Annotated in this window: 22 protein-coding genes and 1 riboswitch; of the genes, 18 read left to right on the forward strand and 4 right to left on the reverse strand. The window is 71.5% G+C overall.

Annotated elements, in window-relative coordinates; all coding sequences use genetic code 11:
* The first annotated feature begins 34 nt into the window (after positions 1-34).
* The 12 genes from JOE64_RS11445 to JOE64_RS11500 all read left to right on the forward strand — a co-directional run bounded on the left by JOE64_RS11445 (position 35) and on the right by JOE64_RS11500 (position 12,705).
* On the forward strand, positions 35-1,477 hold the full coding sequence (locus JOE64_RS11445) for an XRE family transcriptional regulator (RefSeq protein WP_204964370.1): 1,443 nt from the start codon (positions 35-37) through the stop codon (positions 1,475-1,477).
* Positions 1,478-1,657: 180 nt separating this feature from the next.
* Positions 1,658-2,665 (forward strand): iron uptake transporter permease EfeU, encoded by a 1,008-nt coding sequence (gene efeU, locus JOE64_RS11450; RefSeq protein WP_204964371.1) that lies wholly within the window; start codon positions 1,658-1,660, stop codon positions 2,663-2,665.
* Positions 2,662-3,891 (forward strand): iron uptake system protein EfeO, encoded by a 1,230-nt coding sequence (gene efeO, locus JOE64_RS11455; RefSeq protein ID WP_204964372.1) that lies wholly within the window; start codon positions 2,662-2,664, stop codon positions 3,889-3,891. Before efeU ends, efeO begins: the two co-directional genes overlap by 4 nt.
* Positions 3,888-5,228, forward strand: coding sequence for an iron uptake transporter deferrochelatase/peroxidase subunit (gene efeB, locus JOE64_RS11460; RefSeq protein ID WP_204964373.1), 1,341 nt, complete (start codon positions 3,888-3,890; stop codon positions 5,226-5,228). The genes efeO and efeB overlap by 4 nt, the downstream gene beginning before the upstream one ends.
* A gap of 184 nt (positions 5,229-5,412) precedes the next feature.
* Positions 5,413-7,284, forward strand: coding sequence for a Na+/H+ antiporter (locus tag JOE64_RS11465; RefSeq protein WP_204964374.1), 1,872 nt, complete (start codon positions 5,413-5,415; stop codon positions 7,282-7,284).
* Between the two features lie 155 nt (positions 7,285-7,439).
* Positions 7,440-8,237, forward strand: a complete 798-nt coding sequence (locus JOE64_RS11470) for a transglutaminase-like domain-containing protein (protein ID WP_204964375.1) — start codon at positions 7,440-7,442, stop codon at positions 8,235-8,237.
* A 53-nt stretch (positions 8,238-8,290) separates the two neighbouring features.
* Complete coding sequence (locus JOE64_RS11475) at positions 8,291-8,743, forward strand: MarR family transcriptional regulator (RefSeq protein WP_204964376.1); 453 nt, start codon at positions 8,291-8,293, stop codon at positions 8,741-8,743.
* The gene (locus JOE64_RS11480) at positions 8,740-9,420 is read left to right on the forward strand and encodes an NAD(P)H-dependent oxidoreductase (protein ID WP_204964377.1); all 681 of its coding nucleotides are present in this window, start codon (positions 8,740-8,742) and stop codon (positions 9,418-9,420) included. Before JOE64_RS11475 ends, JOE64_RS11480 begins: the two co-directional genes overlap by 4 nt.
* A 38-nt stretch (positions 9,421-9,458) precedes the next feature.
* Positions 9,459-10,016, forward strand: coding sequence for a hypothetical protein (locus tag JOE64_RS11485; protein WP_204964378.1), 558 nt, complete (start codon positions 9,459-9,461; stop codon positions 10,014-10,016).
* 190 nt (positions 10,017-10,206) lie between these two features.
* Complete coding sequence (locus JOE64_RS11490; RefSeq protein WP_204964379.1) at positions 10,207-11,061, forward strand: ABC transporter substrate-binding protein; 855 nt, start codon at positions 10,207-10,209, stop codon at positions 11,059-11,061.
* A gap of 22 nt (positions 11,062-11,083) precedes the next feature.
* The gene (locus JOE64_RS11495; RefSeq protein WP_204964380.1) at positions 11,084-11,929 is read left to right on the forward strand and encodes an amino acid ABC transporter permease; all 846 of its coding nucleotides are present in this window, start codon (positions 11,084-11,086) and stop codon (positions 11,927-11,929) included.
* A gap of 50 nt (positions 11,930-11,979) precedes the next feature.
* Entirely contained in the window at positions 11,980-12,705 is a 726-nt protein-coding gene (locus JOE64_RS11500; RefSeq protein ID WP_239532198.1) for an amino acid ABC transporter ATP-binding protein, read from the forward strand.
* A gap of 613 nt (positions 12,706-13,318) precedes the next feature.
* On the opposite strand, the gene JOE64_RS11505 is transcribed toward JOE64_RS11500, so the two are convergent.
* A complete protein-coding gene (locus tag JOE64_RS11505) occupies positions 13,319-14,326 on the reverse strand; it encodes a DMT family transporter (RefSeq protein ID WP_271202475.1) in 1,008 nt (335 codons plus the stop codon).
* Positions 14,327-14,385: 59 nt separating this feature from the next.
* Between JOE64_RS11505 and JOE64_RS11510 the strand changes: the two genes are divergently transcribed.
* The gene (locus tag JOE64_RS11510) at positions 14,386-15,285 is read left to right on the forward strand and encodes a cytochrome c oxidase assembly protein (RefSeq protein WP_271202476.1); all 900 of its coding nucleotides are present in this window, start codon (positions 14,386-14,388) and stop codon (positions 15,283-15,285) included.
* Positions 15,286-15,550: 265 nt separating this feature from the next.
* Here the strand turns inward: JOE64_RS11510 and JOE64_RS11515 are convergent, their stop codons facing one another.
* Both JOE64_RS11515 and glyA read right to left on the reverse strand, forming a co-directional pair.
* Positions 15,551-16,435, reverse strand: a complete 885-nt coding sequence (locus JOE64_RS11515) for a bifunctional methylenetetrahydrofolate dehydrogenase/methenyltetrahydrofolate cyclohydrolase (protein WP_204964383.1) — start codon at positions 16,433-16,435, stop codon at positions 15,551-15,553.
* Entirely contained in the window at positions 16,432-17,706 is a 1,275-nt protein-coding gene (gene glyA / locus JOE64_RS11520) for a serine hydroxymethyltransferase (protein ID WP_204964384.1), read from the reverse strand. The genes JOE64_RS11515 and glyA overlap by 4 nt, the downstream gene beginning before the upstream one ends.
* A 52-nt stretch (positions 17,707-17,758) precedes the next feature.
* Positions 17,759-17,842, reverse strand: a riboswitch (ZMP/ZTP riboswitch).
* Positions 17,843-18,083: 241 nt separating this feature from the next.
* Between glyA and JOE64_RS11525 the strand changes: the two genes are divergently transcribed.
* The 5 genes from JOE64_RS11525 (at position 18,084) to JOE64_RS11545 (ending at position 24,971) form a co-directional block, all read left to right on the forward strand.
* Positions 18,084-19,703, forward strand: coding sequence for a beta-N-acetylhexosaminidase (locus tag JOE64_RS11525; RefSeq protein WP_271202477.1), 1,620 nt, complete (start codon positions 18,084-18,086; stop codon positions 19,701-19,703).
* Positions 19,700-20,860: an N-acetylglucosamine-6-phosphate deacetylase gene (gene nagA, locus JOE64_RS11530; RefSeq protein WP_204964385.1), complete on the forward strand. Its 1,161-nt coding sequence runs from the start codon at positions 19,700-19,702 to the stop codon at positions 20,858-20,860. Before JOE64_RS11525 ends, nagA begins: the two co-directional genes overlap by 4 nt.
* A 466-nt stretch (positions 20,861-21,326) precedes the next feature.
* A complete protein-coding gene (locus JOE64_RS11535) occupies positions 21,327-23,129 on the forward strand; it encodes a sigma-70 family RNA polymerase sigma factor (RefSeq protein WP_204964386.1) in 1,803 nt (600 codons plus the stop codon).
* Between the two features lie 61 nt (positions 23,130-23,190).
* Complete coding sequence (locus JOE64_RS11540) at positions 23,191-23,607, forward strand: YrdB family protein (protein ID WP_204964387.1); 417 nt, start codon at positions 23,191-23,193, stop codon at positions 23,605-23,607.
* Positions 23,604-24,971 (forward strand): FAD-binding oxidoreductase, encoded by a 1,368-nt coding sequence (locus tag JOE64_RS11545; RefSeq protein ID WP_204964388.1) that lies wholly within the window; start codon positions 23,604-23,606, stop codon positions 24,969-24,971. The genes JOE64_RS11540 and JOE64_RS11545 overlap by 4 nt, the downstream gene beginning before the upstream one ends.
* 51 nt (positions 24,972-25,022) lie before the next feature.
* Here the strand turns inward: JOE64_RS11545 and JOE64_RS11550 are convergent, their stop codons facing one another.
* Positions 25,023-25,691 carry a hypothetical protein gene (locus tag JOE64_RS11550; protein ID WP_204964389.1) on the reverse strand — a complete coding sequence of 223 codons (669 nt, stop codon included), beginning with the start codon at positions 25,689-25,691 and terminating at the stop codon, positions 25,023-25,025.
* Positions 25,692-25,694 lie beyond the last annotated feature (3 nt).

Genomic DNA, 25,694 nt, shown 5'->3' on the forward strand with positions numbered 1-25,694 from the left:
TCAAGAATCTCGATTCTTTCGCTATGCTCAAGGAATGCCGACCTCCGCACTCGAGCTCTCCACTCTCGGTCACCGCATCCGCCACCACCGGGTCGCCCGGGGGTACACCCTCGACGAGCTCGGCGCCCTCGTCGGCGTCGCGGGCAGCCAGCTCAGCCTCATCGAGAACGGCAAACGCGAGCCGAAGCTGTCGCTCCTGCAGGCGATCGCGCACGCGACCGGGACCGACGTCACCGATCTCCTCTCCCCCGAGCCGCCCAATCGGCGTGCCGCCCTCGAACTCGAGCTCGAACGCGCCCAGACCTCGCCCGTGTTCCGACGCCTGGGCATCGAGCCCGTGCGCGTCACCAAGACCATGCCGGACGAGACGATCGACGCGGTCCTCGGCCTGCACCGTGAGCTGCAGCGTCGCGAGCGCGAGGCGATCGCCACCCCCGAAGAGGCCCGACGCGCGAACACCGAGCTGCGGCTGCGCATGCGCGAGAAGAACAACTACCTCCCCGAGATCGAACAACTCGCCGAGAAGCAGCTGCGCGCTGCCGGGCACACCGGGGGCGCACTCACGCACCGCTCGGTGAGCGTGATGGCCGAACAGCTCGGGTTCGAGCTGCTCTACGTCGACGACCTGCCGCACTCCGCCCGTTCGGTGACCGACCTCGAGAACGGCCGCATCTACCTGCCGCCGGCCTCGATCCCCGGCGGGCACGGGTTGCGCTCGATGGCGCTGCAGGCCATGGCGCACCGCCTGCTCGGGCACACGCCGCCCACCGACTATGCGGACTTCCTGCAACAGCGGCTCGAGATCAACTACTACGCCGCGTGCTGCCTCATGCCCGAGACGGCATCGGTCGCCTTCCTGACTCAGGCGAAGAAGGACCGGAACCTCGCCGTCGAGGACTTCCGCGACGCCTTCGGCGTGACGCATGAGGCGGCGGGGATGCGGCTGACGAACCTGTTGACGCAGCACATCGGCATCCCGCTGCACTTCCTGCGCGTTGACGGGGCCGGAGCGATCACCCGCGTCTTCGAGAACGACGACCTGCCGGTACCGATGGATGTCACCGGTTCGGTCGAGGGTCAGATCGTCTGCCGCGAGTTCGCGGCCCGCTCCGCCTTCGCCGAGCGCAACCGCACGACGGAGCACTACCAGTACACCGATACCCCGGCCGGGACGTTCTGGTGCTCGAGCCAGACCGGCAAGACCCGCGAGGGCGACTTCTCCATCACGGTGGGGGTGCCATTCGACGATGCCCGCTGGTTCCGCGGGCGCGAGACGCAGAAGCGCGCCGTGTCGACGTGCCCCGACGAGGCGTGCTGCCGACGGCCCGACGCCGAGCTGACGCGGCGCTGGGACGGCAAGGCGTGGCCGAGCGCCCGCGTGCACATGCAGATGTTCTCGCCGCTGCCGCGTGGGGAGTTCCCCGGGGTCGACGACGGCGAGGTCTACGCCTTCCTCGACCGGCACGCGCAGGAGTGATCTGCACGGAGTTCCCGCCGCGCGGAGGGATGCCATTTGAGCGGAGGGTCCGTAGAGGTGTACTCTCGCCGCTAGTGAGGTTCACCTAACCTACATTCGTCCGCACTTCTCCGCGGTGGATGACGGCACTGCGACGAGGCAGCGGGTACCGGCCTCCGTCACTCCATCCGAAGAATCACCGTGCTCGCCACTTTCCTCATCGGCCTCCGCGAAGGCCTCGAAGCCGCCCTCGTCGTCGGCATCCTCGTCGCCTACCTCTCCCGCATCGGCCGACGCGACGTCCTGCCGCGCCTCTGGGCCGGGGTCGGGCTGGCGATCGCCCTCGCCGTCGGCATCGGCGCGGTGCTCACCTTCGGCGCCTACGCCCTGACGACGCAGGCGCAGGAGCTCATCGGCGGCCTGATGTCGCTGCTGACCGTCGCCATGGTCACCTGGATGATCTTCTGGATGCAGAAGACGGCGCGCACGCTCAAGCGCAGCCTCGAAGGCGGCATCGACCGCGCTCTGTCCACGGGCGGCGCGTGGGCGATCGTCGCGATCGGATTCGTCTCGGTCGCCCGTGAAGGCATCGAGACGACCCTGCTGCTGTGGTCGATGGTCCAGTCGTTCGACGACACCCCGGCGGCGCTCCTCGGAGCGCTCCTCGGGCTCGTGGCCTCGGTCGTCCTCGGCTGGCTGCTCGCCCGCGGGATGGTGCGGATCGACCTGCGCATCTTCTTCGCCTGGACGGGTGCCTTCCTCGTCGTCGTGGCCGCCGGTGTGCTCGCGTATGCGATCCACGACCTGCAGGAGGCGGGTGTCGTCCCCGGGCCGTTCTCGTCGCTCGCACCCGTCGACGCGTCGGGCGCCGTCACCACCGGCTGGGCCGCGTTCCCGTTCGGCTGGGCCTTCGACGTCAGCGGCGCGATCCCGCCCGGCTCGCCCGCCGCGGCACTCCTGCAGGCAACCGTCGGGTTCATGCCGCAGATGTCCTGGCTGCAGGTCGTCGCCTGGACGCTCTACCTCGCGATCGTCGGGACGATCTTCGTGCGAGGGCTGCGCCGCCGCCCGACCCGCCCGGTCACCCCTTCGACCACCGACTCGACCATCGATTCGACGGATGCCCCCGCCCCCGCCGGCACGGATGCCCCGGCATCCGCACCCCACCCCTCACCGTCCCCTGCACCGAAACCGCAAGGAGCCCGATGACCCCGTCCCGCCTGCTCGCCGTCACCACGACCGTGGGCCTCGCCGCACTCGCCCTCACCGGCTGCGTCGCCAAATCCGACGTCGCCGCCTCCGGCGCCCTGAAGGTGACCTCCACCGACACCGCGTGCGATGTGTCGACCGCGACCGCCTCGAGCGGAACCCTCACCTTCGACGTCACCAACGCCAGCTCGGACGTCAGCGAGTTCTACCTGCTCGCGAACGACGGACTGCGCATCGTCGGCGAGGTCGAGAACATCGCTCCCGGCGCCTCGCGGAGCCTCACCGTGCTCGCGCAGCCCGGCGACTACTACACGCTCTGCAAGCCCGGCATGGTGGGCGAAGGCGTCGGACGCACCGGGTTCTCGGTCACCGGCGACAAGATCGCCGCGACCGGTGACGACGCCGAGCAGAAGCAGCAGGCAGTGACCCTCTACGCCTCGTTCGTCAAAGACCAGGTCGAGCAGCTGGTGCCCGCGGTGGCGACGTTCGTCGCCGCCTACAAGGCCGGCGACGACGACAAGGCCCGCACGCTCTTCCCGACGACCCGCGCGTACTACGAGCGCATCGAGCCCGTCGCCGAGTCGCTCGGCGACCTCGACCCGCGCATCGACTACCGCGAGGTCGACGCCGCCGCAGAAGGCCTCACCTGGACCGGCTTCCACCGCATCGAGAAGGATCTGTGGGTGCCGGCACAGGACGCCGTGAACTCCGACGGCTCGACGCCGGCGTGGAAGGACTGGGCCCCCTCCACCCCGGCCGAGCGCGCCACGCACGGCGACCAGTTGATCGCCGACGTCGGGCAGCTCAACGACTACGTGCACTCGGACGAGTTCACCCAGGCCCTCGATGCGCAGGGTGTCGCGGGCATCTCGAACGGCGCCATCGCGTTGCTCGACGAGGTCGCCACCGGCAAGATCTCGGGCGAGGAGGACTGGTGGTCGGGAACCGACCTGTGGGACTTCGCCGCCAACGTCGAGGGTTCGAAGATGGCCTTCTCGCTCGTCCAGGAGTTCGCGGCCTCGAGCGGCGACAAGGGCAAGAACCTCGTCTCGAAGATCCAGCGGGGCTATGACGACCTCGACGCCTCGCTGGCGCGCCACGGCTCGCTGGCTACGGGCTTCGTGACGTACAGCACCCTGACCGAGTCCGACAAGCGCGAGTTCACCGATCTCATCAACGCGCTCGCCGAGCCCCTGTCGCAGCTCACCTCGACGATCCTCGAATGAGCGCCCCCACCCCGCCCGAGGCTGCGCCGGAGGCGACAGACAGCCCCGACGCGACACCGCGCCGCGCCGATGTTCGCGGGCTGAGTCGGCGAGGGCTGCTCGGCCTCGCGGCGGGTGTCGGCGCCGCCGGGCTCGCGCTCGGCGCGGGCGCCGGCTCGGCGGCGGGCGTCGCGGTCGGGCGCGCCCGCGCGGCGGACGCCGGGGCATCCGTGCACCCGTTCTACGGCATGCATCAGTCGGGCATCACGACGCCCGTGCAGGACCACCTGCACTTCGCGTCGTTCGACATGATGCCCCGCACCACCCGCGAGGACCTCATCGAGTTGCTGCAGGACTGGTCCTATGCGGCGTCACGGATCTGCGAGGGACTCGACGTCAGCGCGACCGGTGCCACCGGCGGCTCGCCCGCCGCACCGCCGGACGACACCGGCGAGGCGGTCGGTCTTCCCGCCAACGGGCTCACCGTCACGTTCGGCTTCGGGCCGACCCTGTTCACCGCCGCCGACGGCACCGACCGGTACGGCATCGCCGCTCGCCGCCCCGCGGCGCTGCAGTCTCTGCCGAACTTCCTCGGCGACGACCTCGATGCCGAGCATTCGGGCGGCGACCTGTTCATCCAGGCCTGCGCCGACGACCCGCAGGTCGCCGTGCACGCGATCCGCAACCTCAGCCGGATCGCGTTCGGCCGGGCGAAGCTGCGGTGGTCGCAGCTGGGCTTCGGCAAGACGTCCAAGACCACGGCCGCGCAGGCCACGCCGCGGAACCTGTTCGGGTTCAAGGACGGCACCGCCAACATCCTCGCCGATGACACGGCGGCCCTCGATCAGCACGTGTGGGTCGACGGCGCCGACGACCAGGCGTGGATGGCGGGCGGCTCGTACCTCGTCGCACGCAAGATCGCGATGCTCATCGAGACGTGGGACCGTGTGCGCCTGAGCGAGCAGGAGCGCATCACAGGGCGCGACAAGGCACAGGGCGCGCCGCTGTCGGGCGGATCCGAGCAGACCGCGCCCGATTTCGCCGCGGCCGGCCCCGGCGGGCATCCCGCGATCGACACCCGCAGCCACGTGCACCTCGCCCACCCCGACGCCAACAGCGGCATCCGGATCCTCCGTCGCGGCTACAACTACGTCGACGGCAACACCGCGCTCGGTCGACTCGACGCGGGCCTGTTCTTCCTCGCGTATCAGCGCTCGCCCGAGCAGTTCGTGACGCTGCAGCGCTCGCTGTCGACCGACCTCATGGCGGAATACGTGCGCCACATCGGCTCGGGGATCTGGGCGGTTCCGCCGGGCGCCGAGCCCGGATCGTACGTGGGAGCGGGGCTGTTCGCCTGAACTCCTCCCGGTGAGGCCCCAACCGGCGCGGCCCCAAACCCGTAGGCCCCGAAGCGGCGAGGCCCCGAAGCGGCGAGGCCGGAACCGACACGGCCCGACGCCTCGCGGATCGGGAATGCCTGCGGGTGGCGGAGCGCTGGACACTCAGCGCACACTGTCCGTGGACGCGTCGGAGGGGGATGCCATGCAAGGTCTCGAAGTCACGGTCCTGCTGGGTCTCGCGATCCTGATCGGCACGGCGCTCGCCCCACGCCTGCGGATCGCGACGCCGCTGCTACTGGTCGTGATCGGGCTGGCCCTCGGCTTCGTGCCGCCGCTGCGCGAGATCCAGCTGCCGCCCGAGACCGTGCTGCTGCTGTTCCTTCCCGTGATGCTCTTCTGGGAGAGCCTGACGACCTCTCTCCGCGCGGTCCGCCGGTCGTTGCGCTACATCGTGCCGATGAGCACGCTGCTGGTCGTCGCATCCGCCCTCGCGGTCGCCTGGATCGCGACCCTGTTCGGCATGCCGTGGGAGACCGGGCTGCTGCTGGGCGCGGCCGTCGCACCGCCGGATGCCACGGCCGTCGCCGCCCTGGGCCGCCTGCTCCCCCCGCGCATGTTCATGAAGCTCAAGGCCGAGAGCCTCACCAACGACGGCACCGCTCTCGTCGTCTACGCGATCGCTCTGTCTCTCGCCCTCGGCGACACCGTGACGCCGTGGTCGATCACGGGCACCGTGCTCGTCTCGTATCTGGGCGGGGCGGCAGCCGGCATCGCCGTGGCCTACCTGGCGTATCTGGGCCTGCGCCGCACCCGCTCGTCGATCGTGATCAACACGGCACTGCTGCTCGTGCCGTTCACCGCGTTCTTGGCGGCTGAGTTCGTCCACGCCTCAGGCGTGCTCGCGGTCGTGTTCGCCGGACTCATCGTCGCGTGGATGCTGCCGCGCATCACGACGGCGACATCGCGCCGGCAAGCCGTCGCCGCGTGGCCGTTCGGGGTGTATCTGCTCAACGGCGCGCTGTTCGTGCTGATCGGTCTCGAGGTGCAGTACGTCGTGCACGACATCCCCGCCCGACTCATCGGGGTGCTGCTGCTGGTGACGGTCTCGGCGTGGGCCGCGCTCCTCGTGGTGCGCTATCTCTTCCAGCTGCTGTTCTCGCCGTTCGCGCGCCCGTCCGCGGGCACGGCGGGTCCCGGGACGCCCGACGCAGGGACGATGGGCGCAGTCGCCCGGCGCCGCGCCCTGGGCGGCAACCGCGGACGCATCGTCAGCGCGGTCGCGGGATTCCGCGGCGCGGTCTCGCTGGCGATCGCGCTGTCGGTGCCCGACACGATCCGCGGCGCCGGCGAGCTGTCCGGGCGCGACGCGGTCGTCTTCGTCACCGCGGGAGTGATCCTGCTCAGCCTGCTCGTGCAGGGCCCCCTGCTGCCCGCGGTCGTCCGCTGGGCGAAGTTGCCCGACGACGGCGCGGTCGCCGACGAGTACGAGCTGGCCGAGCGGACGATCACGGGCGCCGCGATCGCCGCGATCGACGACCTCGCCGTCGAGCACGGCATCAGCGACGGCGTTCGCGACCGCGCGCGCCGCGAAGGGTACGAGCGTCTCGAACTCGCCAACGCCCGTGCGTACGCACGCCAGCGCGGTGCCGACGACGCGCGCATCGCCGAGCTCGAGACGATGCTCGGCGAGAGCAGTGCGTCCGACACGGGACCGGTGTCGGCAGGCGACCTCTCGAGCAGCGATGACGACGCGCGCGAACGCGACGGGATCGATGACGAGACACGCAGTCTGCGCTTCGTCGTGCCGTCCACCGACGCCCCCGCCGGAGCCCCGGCATCCGTCGGCTCGCTCGAGATGCTCGCGACGAGCACCGGCATCGACCTCACGCAGCGCTCGCCTCTCGTCCGCTTCGAGGAGATCACCCGCCTGAAGCTCGCGATCATCGAGCGCAAGCGCGAGGTGCTGCAGAAGCTGCGCCGCGACGGCACGATCGACGATCTGATCGTGCGCCGGATCGACGGCCACCTCGACCTCGAGGAGATGCGCCTGCGCGGGGCCGACGCCGACGAGTGACCCCGCGCCCGACCGTCCGGTCGCCCGCGCGTTCGGAGGTGCCGATATGTGGCGCGCGACGCGGGCATCCCACACAACGGCGCTTCCGAACCGGCGCTTCGGAGCTCCTGTCAAGGGTCACGGGGCGGACGGACGGACATGGCAGGGTGGGGCGCATGCAGCGGACCGTGACCAGCCACATCGCCCTGAACGTCACCGAGACGGCCGACCTCGTCTTCGCGATCGCGGTGGCGGATGCCTACGCGCCGGCATCCGAGTCGTTCGCCGCCACGATCGACGGCGCACCCCTCACCCCGACTGAGCTGCGCGACGCGCACGGAGGCCGTCTGCACCGTCTGCGCGCAACGCCGGGGCGCCTCGTCGTCGACTACGCCGCGACGATCGACGGCGCCGCGGAGCCACTCGGAGCCGAAGACACCGAGCTGCTCGTCTACGGCCGACCGAGCCGCTACGCCGAATCCGACGCCCTCGCGCCGACGGCGGCCGCGGAGTTCGACGGCATCGACGGCGATGCGGCACTGCTGACCGCGGTCTCGTCGTGGGTGGGCACGCAGCTGTCGTACGTGAGCGGCTCGAGTCTTCCCACCGACGGCGCGGTGCGGACGCTCCTCGCCCGTCGCGGCGTGTGCCGGGACTACAGCCACCTGTGCGTCGCCCTGCTGCGGGCGCGGGGCGTGCCGGCGCGCCTCGTCGCGGTGTATGCGCCGGGCCTCGACCCGATGGACTTCCACGCGGTGGCCGAGGCGTGGGTCGACGGACGGTGGTGTGTCGTCGACGCCACGACCCTCGCCCCGCGCGAGAGCCTCGTCCGGGTCGCGACCGGGCGGGATGCCGCCGACACCGCCTTCCTCAATGTGCTCGACGGGCGCGCCGATCTCGTCGAGATGGAGGTCACGGCGACGGTCGACGCCCTTCCCGCCGACGACCTGGACGAGCTGGTCTCGATCCACTGACCATCGCGAGTCAACGAGTTGACTTGAGGATAGTCAACTGGTTGACTCGTCGTATGGCCGATCGCGTCACCGTCACCCTGCACGAGCTCGTCGGCGAGCTCGACATCTTCGCGGACTCGTGGCTGCGCGAGCGCCACGGCGTCACGTTCAATCTCTTCGAGCTGCTCGCGACGCTCTCCGAGACCGCACCCGTCGACATCACGGGGCTCGCGCAGTGCCTGCGCGTGACCAAGGCCGCCGTCAGCAAGCGCGTCCCCGCGCTCGTCGCGGACGGCTGGATCACGGCCGCGCCCGGCGATGGGCGACGGGTCATGCTCGGGCTCACCGCGCGGGGAGCCGAGCTGGTGCGCGTCGCGGGGGGCGAGCTCGAACAGGAGTTCACCGCGATGCTCACCGATCCGCGACTTGACCCGCGCCGGTCCCCCCACGCCATCGACGCCACCACGCTCAACACCCATCTGGCGACGCTCACCGAGATCGTCATCGCGAAAGGACGCCACGCATGAACCGTCGCCTGCTCGTCATCGTCGGAACGCCTCTGCCCGACAGCCTGAACCACGCTCTCGCCCAGGCCTATGTCGACGCTGCGCGCGGCGCCGGCGCCGAGGTGCGGACGATCGACCTCGCACACGACCCGATCCCCGCCCACCCGCACTCGGCAGGCCAGCTGCGCGCCCCGCGCCCGGATCGACCCGACGACCTGCCGCTCGACCCGGAGGTCGCGCGCTACCTCGACGACGTGCTGTGGGCGGATCACCTCGCCGTCTTCCACCCACAGTGGTGGGGCACCGCACCCGCCGCCCTGAAGGCGCTCATCGACCGCGTGTTCCTCTCCGGCGCGGCGTTCCGCTACCGCGACCGGAACGCCCTGTCGGAGCGCCTGCTGCGCGGGCGCACGGCACGGATCACGATGACGATGGATTCGCCGCGTCTGTGGAACCGACTCGTGTACCGGGGCGCCGCCGAGGCGTCGCTCGCCCGCGCGACGTTCGCGTACTGCGGCATCCGCACCGTCGGCATCACGCGGCGCACGCCCGTGCGCTTCAGCGACGCGCCCACGCGCGAGTCCTGGATCGCCGCCGCCGCACGCCAGGGGCGACGGGATGCCACCGCCGCGCACCGAGCACCCCACGCCTCCCTCACCCCGTCGCTCGAGACGGAGCACGCCGCTCCGGTGGGCTGATGTCACCGATGAGCGCGCAGCCGTGCCACGCTGGAGGCATGAAGACCTGGGTCGTGCGCTTTCTGTCGCTGTACGCGTTCAACATCGTGGTGCTGCTGCTGATCGGGCTGCTCACCCCGGCCCGGGTGGGCATCGCGGCCATCTGGGCGTCGGTCGTGCTGACCGTCGCGGAGATCGTCGTGAAGCCCCTCGCCCAACGAGCGTTCCAGCGCGCTGCGGCCAAGAGCGCCGCCGAGCGCACCCGAGCATCCGAATGGCTCGTGCAAGCGGGCATCGTCTTGGTCGTCGCCGCGATCGTGTGGGTCCTCACCCTGCTGCTGTCGGGCATCAGTGTGCGCGGCTGGCTGTGGGCATACGTCCTGCCGCCGGTCATCATCGCGGTCGGCTGGCTCGTGTACGCACGGATCGACGACATCGTCGAGGCGAGGACGGGGCAGCTGTACGACTCGGCCTTCGGGCGCCGCTCGGGCGGCTCCGCCGACTCTGCCACCGCTCCGGCCACCGAGCCGGGTACGGGAACACGAGCCCGGCAGGATCTCGACGACGGCCTCACGCCCGAGCAGCGTCGCATGCTGGACGAGCTCGGCAAGAGCTGACCGCGCCGCCGCGGCGCCGCGGCCTCGGGACCATCGCCCCCGGCGCCGCAGACCTGGAGAGCATGACCAGCGCGTAACAAAGGGACGCGGGCGAACGGCGGTCGCGCGCGGGGAAGCGATGATGGATGCGGCGGCATCCGTTTCACAGCACACGATGCGGGCCGCCGATCCGACACCTGGAGGTCTCCTCATGACGCGCCCCGCCCTGCGCACCGCTTTCGCCGCGACCGCCGCGGCCCTCGCCCTGATCACCACCGGCTGTGCCGGCGGAGCGTCCGCCGGGGCATCCGACTCCGCCGCTGCCGACGGCGGCTACATCACGCCGGGCAAGCTCACCGTCGCCACGGGCGAGACCGCGTACGAGCCGTACGTCATCAACGACGACCCTGCCAGCGGCAAGGGCTTCGAGTCGGCCGTCGCCTACGCCGTGGCCGCGAAGCTCGGCTTCGCGAAAGAGGATGTCGTCTGGGTGCGCACCTCGTTCGAGTCGGCGATCGCGCCGGGCCCGAAGAACTTCGACCTCAACATCCAGCAGTACACGATCACCGACGAGCGCAAGCAGGCCGTCGACTTCTCGACGCCCTACTACGAGGCCACCCAGTCGGTCGTGGCCGTGAAGGGGGGCAAGGCCGACGGCATCAGCGACATCGCCGGTCTGAAAGACCTGGTCCTCGGCGCGATGACCGGGTCGACGAGCGCGGCGACACTCGAGAAGGCGATCGCACCGGCGACCCCCGCTCGCCTCTACGGATCGAACGAAGACGCCGTGGCCGCCCTCAAGGCCGGCCAGATCGATGCCATCGTGCTCGACACGCCGACCGCGTACGTGGCGACCACCGTCCCCTACATCGAGAACTCCTTCGTGGTCGGGCAGCTGCCGGCGTCCGGCATCCCGGATCAGTGGGGGTTCCTGCTCGGTAAGGGCTCGCCCCTCACCGCGCGGGTGAGCGAGGCCGTCGACGCGCTGCGCGCGGACGGCACGCTCGACGACCTGAAGAAGACCTGGCTCGCGGTGCTCACCGACGGCATCCCTCAGCTGAAGTGATCCGCTCGGGTAACGTCGTCCCGTGACCTCGCACACCCCGAGCACCCTCGAGCAGGGCCGCCGCGCCTACCGACGCGGTCGTGAGCGACGCTCGGTGCTGATCGCGATCGCCTCGACGCTGGCCTTCGCGGCGAGCATCTGGGTGAGCGTCATCAATACGCAGGGCTGGGCCGCGGTGCAGTCCGCGTTCTTCGATCCCGGCGTCGCGCTCCAGGCGCTGCCGAAGGTGTGGGACGGCTTCCTGCTGAACCTCCAGGTGCTGGGTCTGTCGATCGTGACGGTGGGCATCGTGGCGCTCACGGTGGCGCTGCTGCGCACCCTGCGCGGCCCGGTGTTCTTCCCGCTGCGGGCACTCGCCGCGGGCTACACCGACCTCTTCCGCGGGTTCCCGTTCATCATCGTGCTCTACCTCGTCGGGTACGGACTGCCGACGATCACGAATACCCGCATCCCCCTCGTCGTGCTGGGCGTCATGGCCGTGACGCTGACCTACTCGTCGTACGTGGCCGAGGTGATCCGCGCCGGCATCGAGGCGGTGCACCCCTCGCAGCGTCTCGCCGCGCGTGCCCTCGGCCTCAGTCATGCCCAGACGATGCGCCGCGTCGTGCTGCCGCAGGCCCTCCGCAAGATGACCCCGCCGCTCATGAACGACGTCATCTCGATGCAGAAGGACGTCGGCCTGATCTCGATCCTCGGAGCGGTGGATGCCATCGCCGCCGCCCGCTCCATGGCATCCCTCACCTACAACTTCACCCCGTACGTCGTGGCAGGCGTGCTGTTCGTCTTGCTCGCGATCCCCTCGATCCGGCTCACCGACTGGTACACCGCGCGCCTGCGCGAGCGCGAGCAGACGGGCGCGATCCTGTGACCGACACGGCCGGCCCGTGCGCCGAGAGCCCGTACGCCTCGGCATCCGCGCTGCTGCGCGCGGACGACGTCTGGAAGTCGTTCGGCGAGCGCGACGTGCTGCGAGGCGTCTCACTCACCCTTGCGCCGCATGAGGTCGTCGCCCTCATCGGGGCATCCGGATCGGGAAAGTCGACCCTGTTGCGCTGCCTCGGGCTCCTCGAGCCGATCGACGACGGCCAGATCTTCCTCGGCGACGAGGACATCTCCGACCCGCGCGTCGACGGCAACCGTGTGCGGGCGCGTCTGGGTGCGGTGTTCCAGAGCTACAACCTGTTCCCGCACCTCTCGGTGCTCGACAACGTCACGCTCGCCTCGCGAGTCGTGCATCGCATCGCGAAGAAGGATGCCGAGGCGCGCGCACTGGGCCTGCTCGAACGGGTCGGTCTCGCCGGATTCGCGCGCTCGCACCCCGACCGGCTCTCGGGCGGGCAGCAGCAGCGCGCCGCGATCGTCCGCGCCATCGCGACCGATCCCGAGGTGCTGCTGCTCGACGAGATCACCTCGGCCCTCGACCCCGAACTCGTGGGCGAGGTGCTCGAGCTGGTGCGCGCGCTCGCCGGCGAGGGGACGACGATCCTGATGGCGACGCACGAGATGGCCTTCGCCCGCGACGTCGCCGACCGGGTCGTGTTCCTCGACGAGGGCGTCATCGTCGAAGAAGGCTCCCCCGCCCAGCTGTTCGCCGCGCCCCGACAGGACCGCACCCGCGCCTTCCTCGCCCGCTTCAGCGCCTGAGCCCCCGGGGGGGCGGGTCCTGTCTCGGCCGCGTCGGGCCCCGCCCTCGGCCCCTGGCATCCGGCACCCGGCATCCGTACGACGCAAGCCATGTCCCACTTTCTGCGGTTTCTGCAGGCCGTGTCCCAGTTTCTGCGGGCCGTGTCCCACTTTCGGTGAGGCGTGTCCCACTTACTGCTGTTCGGGCACCCCCACAACGACAGAAAGTGGGACACGGTCGGATGCCACGCCGAGAGCGATCCTCCAGGGCATCCGCTCAACCGCGCAACGCAAGAGGTGTTCATGTCCGGCAGCGCATGTCCCACCTTCGGCAGCTCATGTCCCATTTACTGCTGTTCACGTACCCCCTCAACGACAGAAAGTGGGACACGGTCGGATGCCGCGCCGTGAGCGACCCCGACGGCATCCGCCCGGCTTCACGAAGCGAATAACGCCCCGACTTCGGCGGTGCATGTCCCACTTTCAGCAAGGCATGTCCCACAAACTGCTGTTCGGCAGCCCTCACAACGACAGAAAGTGGGACACGGCTGGATGCCCAGCCGAGAGCGGCGCGAACAGGCCGCCTGGCGGCCGCCCCACCGTCAGACCGCCCCACCGTCAGGCCGCTTCACCGTCAGGCCACCGAGGCGCGGCCGCGGCCCCTCGGTCCACCGGGCGTGCTCACGATCGCGAGGCCGAGCGCGAGGACCACCAGGCCGACGACAGCGACAGTGCTCAGCCGCTCTCCGAGAACGACGAGCCCGAGCAGGGTCGCCGCAAGAGGCTCGGCGAGGGTCAGGGTGGCGACCGTCGTGGGGCGTAGGCCACCGAGTCCCCACCCGAACAGCAGATAGGCGAGCGTCACCGTGATGACGCCCAGCCAGAGCGCGAGGGCGGCACCCGCGGGCGTCCAGAGCCACGCGGTGGGCGTCATCAGCAGCACCGGAAGACTCAGCACCGCAGCGACTCCGAAGACGGCCCCCATGGCGCGGACCGCGCTCCATCCACGGTCGAGAAGGATCTTGCTCGCGACGGCGTACAGCGCGTACGAGGCCCCGGCGCCCAGCGACGCCGCCACCCCGCCGATGCCCGCACCGCCGATTCCGTTCGAGGCATCCCCCGCGCCCTGCGGCCCGATGAGGCCCGACACGAGCGCGACGCCGAGCAGCGCGACCGCCGTCGCGATCATCCAGCGGAGGTCCGGTCGCTGACGTCGCAGCACCGCGTTGAGGATGCCCGTCGCGATCGGCGCCGATCCGAGAGCAAGCACGGTTCCGACTGCGACCCCGTTCAGGCGCGTGCCGGTGAAGAACGTCGGCTGATATGCCAGCACCCCGGCGACGCCGACGAGGACGACGAACCACGACGGTGCTCGGTGCCGCGGGCGGACACGAGCGGATGCCCCGGCCCCGACCGTCCCGTCGCTCCGAGCACCACTGACCCCCGGACTCACGACCCCGCCCCGGCGCCGCACCGCCGAGAACAGGGCGATCGCGCCCAGCAGGCCCCCGCCGATCAGCACGCGGGCGGCCCCCACCGACACCGTGTCGGCGTCGACGCCGGAGAGCTCACGCGCCGTGCCGGTGGTCGCGAAGCAGAGCGCGGCGGCCAGCACCGCGAGGATCGCACCGGTCCCGCGCACGGGAGCATTGTTCCACACCCTCATCCACTCCCAGCGGGCTCATTCGTTCGCGGCGTACCGTGAGAGCCACGCCTCCTCTTCTCGACCTCCTGACGACCTGGCGCGCCGACCCCGTGACGATCGTGATTCTGGTCGGCGCGTCTGTTCTGTATGCCCTCGGGATGCGGACGGCGGCCCGTCGCGGATCGCCCTGGCCCCGCAGCCGCGCGGTGGCGTTCTACGCCCTCGGCCTCGGCTCGTACGCGCTGGTCGAGCTCGGATTCCTCGGAACCTGGTCGAGCGAGCTGCGCTGGGCATTCGTCGCCCGCATCGCACTCCTGCTGCTGGCGGTGCCCGGCCTCATCGCGCTGGGGCGCCCCCTCGATCTGCTGCGCGTCTGCCTCTCCCCCGCGGCACGGCAGCGCGTCGACGCGGTGCTCGACGGCCGTGTCTTCCGCGTCCTCGGCAACGCGATGTTCGCGACCCTGTTCGCCGCCGCGGTGTTCTGCGTCTTCTTGACCCCGCTCGCCGGCGTCCTGCGCACCTCGCCGGTGCTCGGCGAGGCGATCGGCGTCGTGACGCTCGGTGCCGGACTCGTCCTCGTGGTACCGATGATGGCGCTCACCGGCATCCACACGAGCACGTTCCTCGCGATCGAGTTCCTGCTGGCGTTCGTCGAACTCGTGATCGACTCGATCCCGGGCATCCTGCTGCGCCTGAACGACACGATCGTCGACGGCGTGACGACCCTCACACCGGGGGCCGCATGGTGGCCGAACCCGCTGCACGACCAGCACCTCGCCGGCGACCTGCTGTGGTTCATCGCCGAGGTCGCCGACGTGCCGATCCTCATCATCCTGCTCGTGCGCTGGCATCGCCGCGACCGACGCGAGGCGGCCTCGTTCGATGAGCTCACCGACGAAGAGCACGACGCGCTCGTGCAAGCCCACCTGCGGGGAGTCCGCGCGGCAGACGGCTGAGCGGCGCCACGGGCTGCCCTTCCGGCACCCGCCGACGCGCGCCACGCCCTCACACATCCAGCACCCTCCGCCCGCGGGCACGCCTCGCGCGGCGGCCATGGCTTGGCCCTCCCACGCGACGCGCACGCCGCGCCGCGCACGAACTCCGCGGAAACGCACGAACTCCGCACCGGATGCCAGGAAACGGTGCGGAGTTCGTGACGAACTGCGGAGTTCGAGGGGCGACCGACACGCCAAAGCGCCGCGACCGCAGGGCGAGAGCGCGTCAGCCGGCGACGACCCGCTCGGCGGCTTCCACCACGTTCGTCATGAGCAGGGCGACCGTCATGGGCCCGACCCCGCCGGGGTTGGGCGACAGCCAGCCGGCCACCTCGTCGACGCCCGGCGCGATGTCGCCGTAGACCTTGGACTTGCCGGTCTCGGGGTCGATCTCGCGCGTGACACCCACGTCGAGCACGGCGGCGCCGGGCTTGACGTCCTCGGGGCGCACGAGGTGCTTCACCCCGGCGGCGCCCACGATGACGTCGGCCTGCCGCAGGTACGACGGCAGGTCGCGCGTGCCCGTGTGGGTGAGGGTGACCGTCGCGTTCACCGCGCGCCGCGTGAGCAGCAGCCCGATGGAACGCCCGATCGTCACGCCACGCCCGACGACCACGACGTGCGTGCCGGCGAGGGCGAAGCCGTTGCGCTCCAGCAACTCGATGACGGCCCGCGGGGTGCAGGGCAGCGGCGAGGTGATCTCGTCGTTGACGTTCAGCACGAGCTTGCCGAGGTTCGTCGGGTGCAGGCCGTCGGCATCCTTGGCCGGGTCGATCCGCTCGAGGATGCGGTCGGTGTCGAGGTGGCGCGGCAGCGGCAGCTGCACGATGTAGCCGTGGCAGGTGGGGTCGGCGTTGAGACGGTCGATCTCGTCCTCGACGTCCTGCTGCGTGGCATCCGCCGACAGCTCGATCTGGATCGAGTTCATCCCGATCGCCTCGGACTCGCGGTGCTTCATGCCGACGTAGAGCTGGGATGCCGGATCGGCGCCCACGAGCACCGTCGCGATGCCCGGGGTGACGCCGAGGGCCTTCAGCTTCGCGACGCGCTCGGCGAGCTCCGCCTTAATCGCGGCCGCGGTGGCACGCCCGTCGAGGACGGTCGCGGTCACTGCGCGAGCCCCGGGTAGAGCGGGAACGCGGCGGTGAGGGATGCCACGCGGGCGCGGAGCGCCTCGACGTCGGCGCCGGGCAGCAGCGCCAGCGCGATGACGTCGGCGACCTCGGTGAACTCGGCGTCGCCGAACCCGCGGGTCGCGAGCGCCGGCGTGCCGATGCGCAGGCCCGACGTGACCATCGGGGGGCGCGGGTCGTTCGGGACGGCGTTGCGGTTGACCGTGATGTGGATCTCGTGCAGCAGGTCTTCGGCCTGCTTGCCGTCGATCGCGGCGTCGCGGAGGTCCACCAGCACCAGGTGCACGTCGGTGCCGCCGGAACGGACCGAGATCCCGGCATCCTTCACGTCCTGCTGCGACAGGCGCTCGGCGAGGATCGCGGCGCCGCGGACGACGCGCTCCTGGCGCTCACGGAACTCGGGGGTCGCCGCGAGTTTGAACGCGGTGGCCTTCGCGGCGATCACGTGCATGAGCGGGCCGCCCTGCTGCCCCGGGAAGACCGCGGTGTTGATCTTCTTGGCGAGGTCGGCGTCGTTCGTGAGGATGAAGCCGGAGCGGGGGCCGCCGATCGTCTTGTGCACGGTCGACGAGACGACATGGGCGTGCGGGACGGGGCTCGGGTGCAGGCCCGCCGCGACGAGACCGGCGAAGTGCGCCATGTCGACCCAGAGGAGTGCGCCGACCTTGTCGGCGATCTCGCGGAAGCGCGCGAAGTCCAGCTGGCGCGGGTAGGCCGACCAGCCGGCGATGATGACCTTCGGCTGGTGCTCGACCGCGAGGCGCTCGACCTCGTCCATGTCGATGATCGAGGTCTCGGGGTCGACGCCGTAGGCGACGATGTTGTAGAGCCGGCCGGAGAAGTTGATCTTCATGCCGTGGGTCAGGTGGCCGCCGTGGTCGAGCGACAGACCGAGCAGCGTGTCGCCGGGGCGGGCGATCGCGTGCAGGACCGCGGCGTTGGCGGATGCCCCGGAGTGCGGCTGCACGTTGGCGAACTCCGCGCCGAAGAGGGCCTTCGCGCGCTCGATCGCGAGCTCCTCGGCGACGTCGACCTCTTCGCAGCCGCCGTAGTAGCGACGGCCCGGGTAGCCCTCGGCGTACTTGTTGGTGAGCACCGAGCCCTGCGACTGCAGCACCGAGACGGGGACGAAGTTCTCCGAGGCGATCATCTCGAGGTAGCCGCGCTGGCGCTCGAGCTCGCGCTCGAGGACCTGTGCGATCTCGGGGTCGACCTCGGAGAGGGGGGCGTTGAAGTACGGGTCGGTCATATCGGGCTCCTGCCATCCGTGGTTGAGTGCCGGCGCGCCGGCGAGTCGAAACCACGGCGGCCCAGGCGTGCGGTCGATTGCCGTGTTCGTCGCTCCCCGGTGGTGTCCCACCTCAACGCCAGTCGCGACACAGCGAGCATATCGGATGCCCGCTCGATCCTGGGGCCCTGGCATCCCCGCGAAACCTCCCGTATGTCACGCAAATCGCCGCGCAAGCGTACATACGGGAGGTCTCGCGGGGAGAGGGGACGTGCAGGGGATTAGGCTGGGCGTTGCGGCGCATTTGTAAGGACTCTTAACATAGAAGCTTCTCGGGCATCGACCGCGCCCGCGTCGCCCTGGTCGACGCCGACCGCCGCACGCAGAATGGAGACATCGTGTCGCTGCCCTCCTCCCTCGCCGTCGTGTCGCCGCCCCCCGCTCCCGCCCTCGTGCCCCTGCCCCGCGCTCTGCAGGTGGGTACCGCGGCACCGTTCGTGCTGACAGCCGACACGATCGTCTCGGGCGATGCGGATGCCGTGGCCGCCGCCCGCGAGGTGATCCGCAGCCGCACCGGACTCACCCTCTCGCTCGGCCGTGCCGACGGCACCGGGTCGGGGATCGCGCTGCGGCTCGACGAGGGCGTACCGGAGTCGTACGTGCTCAAAGCATCCGCCGACGGCGTCTCGGTCGTCGGCGCCGATGCCGCGGGGCTGTTCTACGGTGTGCAGACCCTGGGGCAGCTGATCTCCCGCTCGGCCGACGCTCGAGACGCCGCGGGTGGCGGCTGGCTCATCCCCGCCGTGCGGATCGAGGATGCCCCGCGCTTCGCCTACCGTGGCGTCATGCTCGATGTGGCACGGCACTTCTTCGACGTCGCCACGGTGAAGGCCTACATCGATCGCGCGTCGAGCCTGAAGTTCAATCACCTGCACCTGCACCTCACCGACGATCAGGGCTGGCGGCTCGAGCTCGCCTCTCGGCCGCTGCTCACCGAGAGGGCGGCGGCGACCGCGATCGGGGGCGCACCGGGCGGCTTCTACACGAGGGACGACTATCGCGAGCTCGTCGCCTACGCCGCAGCGCACCACATGACGCTCGTGCCCGAGATCGACCTGCCGGGGCACACGCACGCCGTCTCGCTCGCGTACCCCGAGGTGTCCGAGCAGCCGGTGCTCGGCCCACAGGTCATCGAGACGATCCGCGACTTCGGCGGCGGCACACCCGTCAGCGGCGAGCCCTACGAGGGCCTCGCGGTCGGCTTCTCATCACTGCGGATCACCGACGAGGCGACGGATGCCTTCGTGCGCGACGTCCTGGGCGAAATCGCTGACCTCACCCCCGGACCCTACCTGCACATCGGCGGCGACGAGGCGCTCGGCACACCGCGGGCCGACTACGACGCCTTCGTCGGAAGGGTGAGCCGACTGATCGCCGACCTCGGCAAGACGCCGATGGCATGGCATGAGGCGGGCACCGGAACGGGCCTTCACCCCACCACGATCGGGCAGTACTGGGGATTCACGACCCCGACCGACGGCATGGACGACAAGGCTCGCGGCTTCACGGCGCTCGGATCGAGACTGGTCATGTCGCCCGCCGACGCGGTCTACCTCGACATGAAGTTCGACGAGGACTCGCCCCTCGGCCTGACCTGGGCGAACGGCGTCACCAGCGCGCGCCGGGCGTACGAATGGGATCCGGCAGAGGTCATCGCGGGCGTCTCGGACGACGCCATCCTGGGCGTGGAGGCGCCGCTGTGGACCGAGACGGCGCGGACCCTCGCCGACCTCGACGCCCTCGCCTTCCCCCGCATCGCCGCGGCCGCCGAGGTCGCCTGGTCGCCCGCACCGCACGCGTCGGCCCTCCGCACCTGGGAGTCGTTCGCGGCGCGCGTGGGCGCCCAGGCCGCCCTGTGGGCCTCGCTCGGCATCGTCTTCACCCCGCTGCCGGGCATCCCATGGCGGGCGGATGCCATGGCATCCGACCCCGCACCCGCCGAGGAGCGCGACGCATGATCACCGTCATCCACTCGGCCCGGCTCGTCGACGACGGTCGCGTGCAGCCGGATGCCTGGGTCGCTTTCGCCGACGGCCTCGTGCGCGCAACGGGGACGGGCGACTCGTGGCGCGCACTGCGCGAGAGCGCCGCGAGCGCCGCGAGCCTCGCGCAGGAGGTCGACGCGGCGGGGGCGTACCTCACCCCCGGGTTCATCGACATCCACGGGCACGGCGGGGGCGGCGTCTCGTTCGACGACGGAGCCGCCGCGATCCAGGCGGCGCGCGCGGTCCATCGCGCGCACGGGACGACGCGGGCGGTGCTCTCTCTCGTGACAGCCCCCCTCGCCGACCTCGCCCCGCGCGTGGCACTGATCGCAGACCTCGCCGCCACCGACCCCACGATCCTCGGATCGCACCTCGAAGGGCCGTTCCTCGACCCCGGACACAAGGGCGCGCACACCGAGAGCCTGCTGCGGATGCCCGATGCCGGGGAGATCGCACGTCTGATCGACGCCGGCGGTGGCACCCTCCGACAGGTGACGCTCGCTCCGGAACTGCCCGGAGCCCTGGCGGCGACCCGCCAGCTCGTGGCGGCGGGCACCGCCGTCGCCGTCGGGCACACGAACGCGACGGCGGACGAGGCGCAGGCCGCGTTCGACGCGGGGGCGACGATCCTCACCCATGCCTTCAATGCGATGCCCGGCATCCACCACCGCGCTCCCGGGCCCGTCGTCGCCGCGATGCGCGACGCACGGGTCACCCTCGAGCTCATCGCCGACGGAGTGCACGTGCACCCCGACGTGATCGCGCTCGCGTTCGCGGGGGCTCCGGGACGGATCGCCCTCATCACCGATGCGATGGCTGCGGCCGGCGCACCCGACGGCCCGTACACGCTCGGCGGCCTCGCCGTCACGGTCTCGGACGGGGTGGCGCGGCTCGATGTCGACGGAGCGATCGCCGGATCGACGCTCACGCAGGACGCGGCGCTGCGCCTCGTCGTCGCGGGCGGCACGGCTCTCCCCGACGCGGTCGCCGCCCTCACCCGGACCCCGGCGCGCGCCGTCGGAGCCGAGGACCGTCTGGGCACCCTTCGGCAGGGCGCCATCGGCGACGCGGTGCTGCTCGACGACGACCTGCAGGTCATCGGGGTCTGGGTCGGCGGCGCGCGCGACTGATCGGCGCGCACCGACCGTCTCGACCCGGGCGGCGGAGAAAAAGAGCGGGGCGGAGGAGCCCCCCGGCTCTACTCCGCCCCACTCCGCCCGTTGTGGCCGTTCCTCGGGCGTCGGTGGTGCGGGATCCCCCGATCCCGCATCACCTGATGACGGCCCGGGTGACTCGGTCCACCGGACTGCGGCCGCCCCTCCCCAGGGGGGCCAGCTCATCACCGTCTCCTCAAGAGATGCGCCCCACACCGATTCATCACGCGACTTCCGCGACTTTTTTACGATTCTTTCGAGGATGCCCTCGCGGCTCCGCTCGGCGCGCGCCCGACCGCTCGCCCCGAGCGGTCGCGGCGAGCGGTGCTCTCCCAGCCGATTCGCCGGCGAACCAGGGAGAATGGATGCGTCGCGTCATGAAGTTCCTCCCGACGCGTCTCATGGATGACCCCATCCGCCGCGACCGCCTCCGGAACTCAGCATGGACACGAACGATCAGCGCCCCGACGTCGCCGACACGGCCGACGCCGAGCTCATCCTGCGCACGCGGTCGGGCGATTCGGCGGCATTCGGTGAGCTGTGGCGCCGCCACTACCGTTCGGGCATCGTCGTCGCCGGTTCGGTCACCTCGACGTTCGACGCCGACGACCTCGTCCAAGAGGCGTACGCGCGCATCTATCAGGCCATCGTCAAGGGCGGCGGGCCCACCGGCTCGTTCCGCGCATATCTGTTCACCGTCATCCGCAACACCGCGGCCGGGTGGGGTCGCGCTCGCCGCGAGACGGGCATCGACGAACTCGAGAACGTTCCCGATCCGGATGCCGAGGCGCACGCCACCGATGAGGCGCTCGACCGCAGCCTCACGACTCAGGCGTTCCGGAGCCTGCCCACCCGCTGGCAGGAGGTGCTCTGGTACACCGAGATCGAACAGATGAAGCCGTCCGAGGTCGCGCCCCTGCTGGGTCTGAAGGCCACCGCGGTGGCGCAGCTCGCCTTCCGGGCGCGCGAGGGCCTGCGCGAGGCGTGGATCCAGGCGCACCTGCGCACCGCCGCAGAGGATTCCGAGTGCCGCTGGACGATCGAACGACTCGGCGCATACGCGCGCGCGAACGTCAGCCGACGAGACTCGGCGCGCATCGACGCCCACCTGGCCGACTGCGCACGATGCACGATCGTCGCCGCCGAGGCGAAAGACGTCTCGCACCGCCTGGCGCTCATCCTGCTGCCGCTGACCATCGGGGCGGGCGCGGCGACCGCGTATCTCGCGACCATCCAGGGCGGTTCGGCGCCGATCGTCGCGCTCGCCGCCGGGGCATCGAGTGCGATGCCCGGTGCCGTCACCGCTCCCGGAGCACCCCTGATCGGCTCGGTCGTCGGCACGACGTCGGCGGGAGCGTCCGGCACGGTCGGCGGCGCGAGCGGCGGCAGCGGCGTTGCCGGAGCAGCGGGCGCGGGCGGCGCGAGTGCCGGTGGATCGGCCGCGGCGACAGCCGGCGGAGGCATCCTCGGGTCGATCGGCGCGGGAGTGGGCCTCGCGACGGCGGGAGTGCTCGTGGCCGCAGCCGCGGTCGCGGCGGTCATCGTGGTTCCCCAGCTCAGCGGCGGCGGCGCCCCGGCGGCGCCCGACGCGGTCGCGGCGGACAGACAGGATTCCGCGCCGGGCGCGGGCGGTTCCGGCAGCGGCGCGACCCCTGCCGCGCCCGCGACCACCGCACCGTCCCCGGCCCCGTCACCCAGCGACCTCCCCTCGCCTGCGCCCACACGCCGCGTCATCCAGGTGCCGATCGCGACGGCGGCCCCGGCACCCGCGACCCCGGCCGATCCCGCACCGACCACGGCGCCCGATCCGTCTCCGACGGCATCGCCGAGCCCCACCGCATCCCCGACGGCATCACCGAGCCCCACCGCATCCCCCACCCCGGCCCCGACGCCGACCCCGACGGCATCACCCACCCCGACCCCGATGCCGACGGCGTCCCCCAGCCCGTCGCCGTCGACGCCGGTGCTGCCGGAGGGAACGCCAGACGTCGTCTCCGCGCGCTTCGTCCGCCTGTCGGGGGGCGCCGCGATCGTCGACGTGAGCATGACCGGCTCGCCGGGTGCCGACGTCGCCATCCGATTCGGTTCCGATTTGCTCGGCACGACGACGCTCGGTGACGACGGGCGCGCCGACGTCACCGTGCGCGGCCCGTTCTGGATGCTGCTGTGGGGGCGGCTGACGGTCGCCTACACGGCCGACGGCTTCTTCGGCCCCTGGCTGTCGGTGGACGTCACCGTCGACTGACGGTCCGCGGCCCACCTGCGGCACTCTCACCGCGCCGTCGCCGCCCCCGTAAACTGGAGGCATGTCCGATCTGCCGCACGTCCGTCCCACCGCGCCCGAGGCCCCGCTGCCCGCCGCGGATGCCGCACGGTCCCCCGGCACGCGTCCCTCCCTCGACGCCGTCGACGTCCTCGCCTTCCTGTGCGAGCTCTTCGCATTCGGCACGCTCGCGGTCTGGGGGTTCACGGCGTGGCCGTTCCCCGGGAACATCGTCGCGGGCATCGGCGCACCCGTCGTCGCGATCCTGCTGTGGGCGATGTTCGTCTCACCCCGCGCCGTGTTCGTCGTACACCCCTTCGTCCGCGCTCTCGTCGAGCTTCTCGTCTACGCCTCGGCGACGATCGTGTGGTGGACCAGCGGCAGCGCCTGGATCGGCGTCGCGTTCGCCGTCGTCGCCATCGCGGTGGGACTCGTCTCCGGGCGTCGCCGCCTCGCATGAGCGCACCCGACGTCGTCACGCTGCTGCGTGCGGCGCTGGGTGAGCGGGTCGACACCGACCCGCTCCACCTCGACGCGGCCCGGGCCGACAAGTCCGGGCACGCCGCGACGGGGGCTCCCCTGGCGATCGTGCATGCGGCATCCGTGCCGGACGTGCAGGCCACGGCCCGCATCGCGCACGCGACCGGCACGCCGATCGTCACGCGCGGCGCCGGGACGGGGCTCGCCGGAGGCGCCCACGCGGGGCCGGGCGAGATCGTCCTCTCGATGCGCGCGATGGATCGGATCCTCGAGGTCCGGCCGGACGACCTGCTGGCCGTCGTCGAACCCGGCATCCTCAACGCCGACCTGAACCGGGCGCTCGCCGCGCACGACCTGTGGTGGGCACCCGATCCGGCCAGCCGCGAGATCTCCACGGTCGGCGGCAACATCGCCACCGGCGCCGGAGGTCTTCTGTGCGCCAAGTACGGCGTCGTCCGCGATGCCGTCCTCGGCGTCGACCTCGTGCTCGCGGACGGGCGCCTCCTTCGTCTCGGTCATCGCAGCGTCAAGGGCGTGACGGGGCTCGATCTCACCTCTCTCGTGGTCGGCTCGGAAGGCATCCTCGGCGTCGTCGTGGGGGCGACGCTGCGGCTGCGGCACCGCGTGCCCGGTGCCACGCGCACGCTCACGGCGTCCTTCCCCGACGTGCGTCGCGCCGCCGAGGGAGCCGCCGCCGTCACCGCGTCGGGCATCCAGCCCGCGATCATGGAGCTGATGGATGCCGCGTCGCTCGCGGCCGTCCATCGCCTGCTCGCCCTGCCCGCTCCCGCACCCGGCGTCGCGCAGCTCACGATCCAGACCGACGGACCCGCGGCCACCGCCGAGGCCGAGGCGCTCACCGAGATCCTGTCCGCGAGCGGAGCGACCGTGCGCCTCGCCGCCGACGATGCCGAAGCCGATCTGCTGTGGCGCATCCGCCGGTCCCTGCACCCCGCCATGGAGACGCTCGGCACCACCCTCATCGAAGACGTGTCCGTGCCGCGCAGCGCGATGCCCGCGATGTTCGACGAGATCGCCCGGATCGAGCGCGACTATGGACTGATCATCCCCACGGTCTGCCACGCCGGGGACGGCAACCTGCACCCGAACTTCGTCTTCGAGGGCGACACGGTCCCCGACCGGGTGTGGCACGCGGCCGACGAGCTATTCCAGGCGGCGCTGCGCCTCGGCGGCACCCTCACCGGCGAGCACGGTGTGGGTCTGCTCAAACGCCGCTGGCTCGCGGACGAGCTCGGTGACGACCAATGGCAGCTGCAGCGTGACATCGCCCGGGTCTTCGACCCCACCGGCATCATGAATCCCGGAAAGGTGTTCGCCCCCTGAACCGCGCCGTGCCGCGCGCCCATGAGGGGTGCCGGTGCGGGATGCCCGGGCTCACCGCGCCGGCGGGTACACCTGCGTCGCGGGAGCGGGGCGCCCGCGTGCTCCCAGCACGAGGGCGATGCCGCCCAGCGCGAGCGGCACGAGCACACTCACCGCACCCCAGACCGCGATGAGGGCGAACGTCGCCGTCGGGTCGGGCGACGTCGCGACGGCCACGGAGACGATCTGCATCCCCACGAAGGCGAGGGCGAGAACGCCGAGCGCAGTGAGGGGCGCCCAACGCCATCGGCCCGGCACGACGCGCGCACGCGCGACCTCCACCCCCGCGACGAGTGCCGCGCCGCCCCACGCGGCATATCCGGCGTAGTTGACGACCTGCGCGGCGCCGATCCAGCTCGGCGTGGCGGACGGATCGGCGGGGTCGACGACGAACACGAACGAGCTGATGAGGCCCACGACCGGCAGGATGATGCCGACCAGACAGAGTGCGACGATCCCCAGCGGGCGGCGGGCGACCACGGATCCCTCCCCACGGATGCCCCACGCGAAGACGACCATCGCGGCCGCGAACGAGACGAGCGAGACCCACGAGATCGCCGCCCCCGCCTCTCTCAGCGGTCCGCCGGCCCCCGCCAGCGACGGGACGACCGCAGTCGCGACGAGGAGTGCTCCGCCCCAGATCCAGGCGGGCACCGGGCGGCGGACGTCGACGTCGGTCATGTG

Origin of the sequence: Microbacterium dextranolyticum, assembly GCF_016907295.1 — a bacterium.
Classification (GTDB): Bacteria; Actinomycetota; Actinomycetes; order Actinomycetales; family Microbacteriaceae; genus Microbacterium; species Microbacterium dextranolyticum.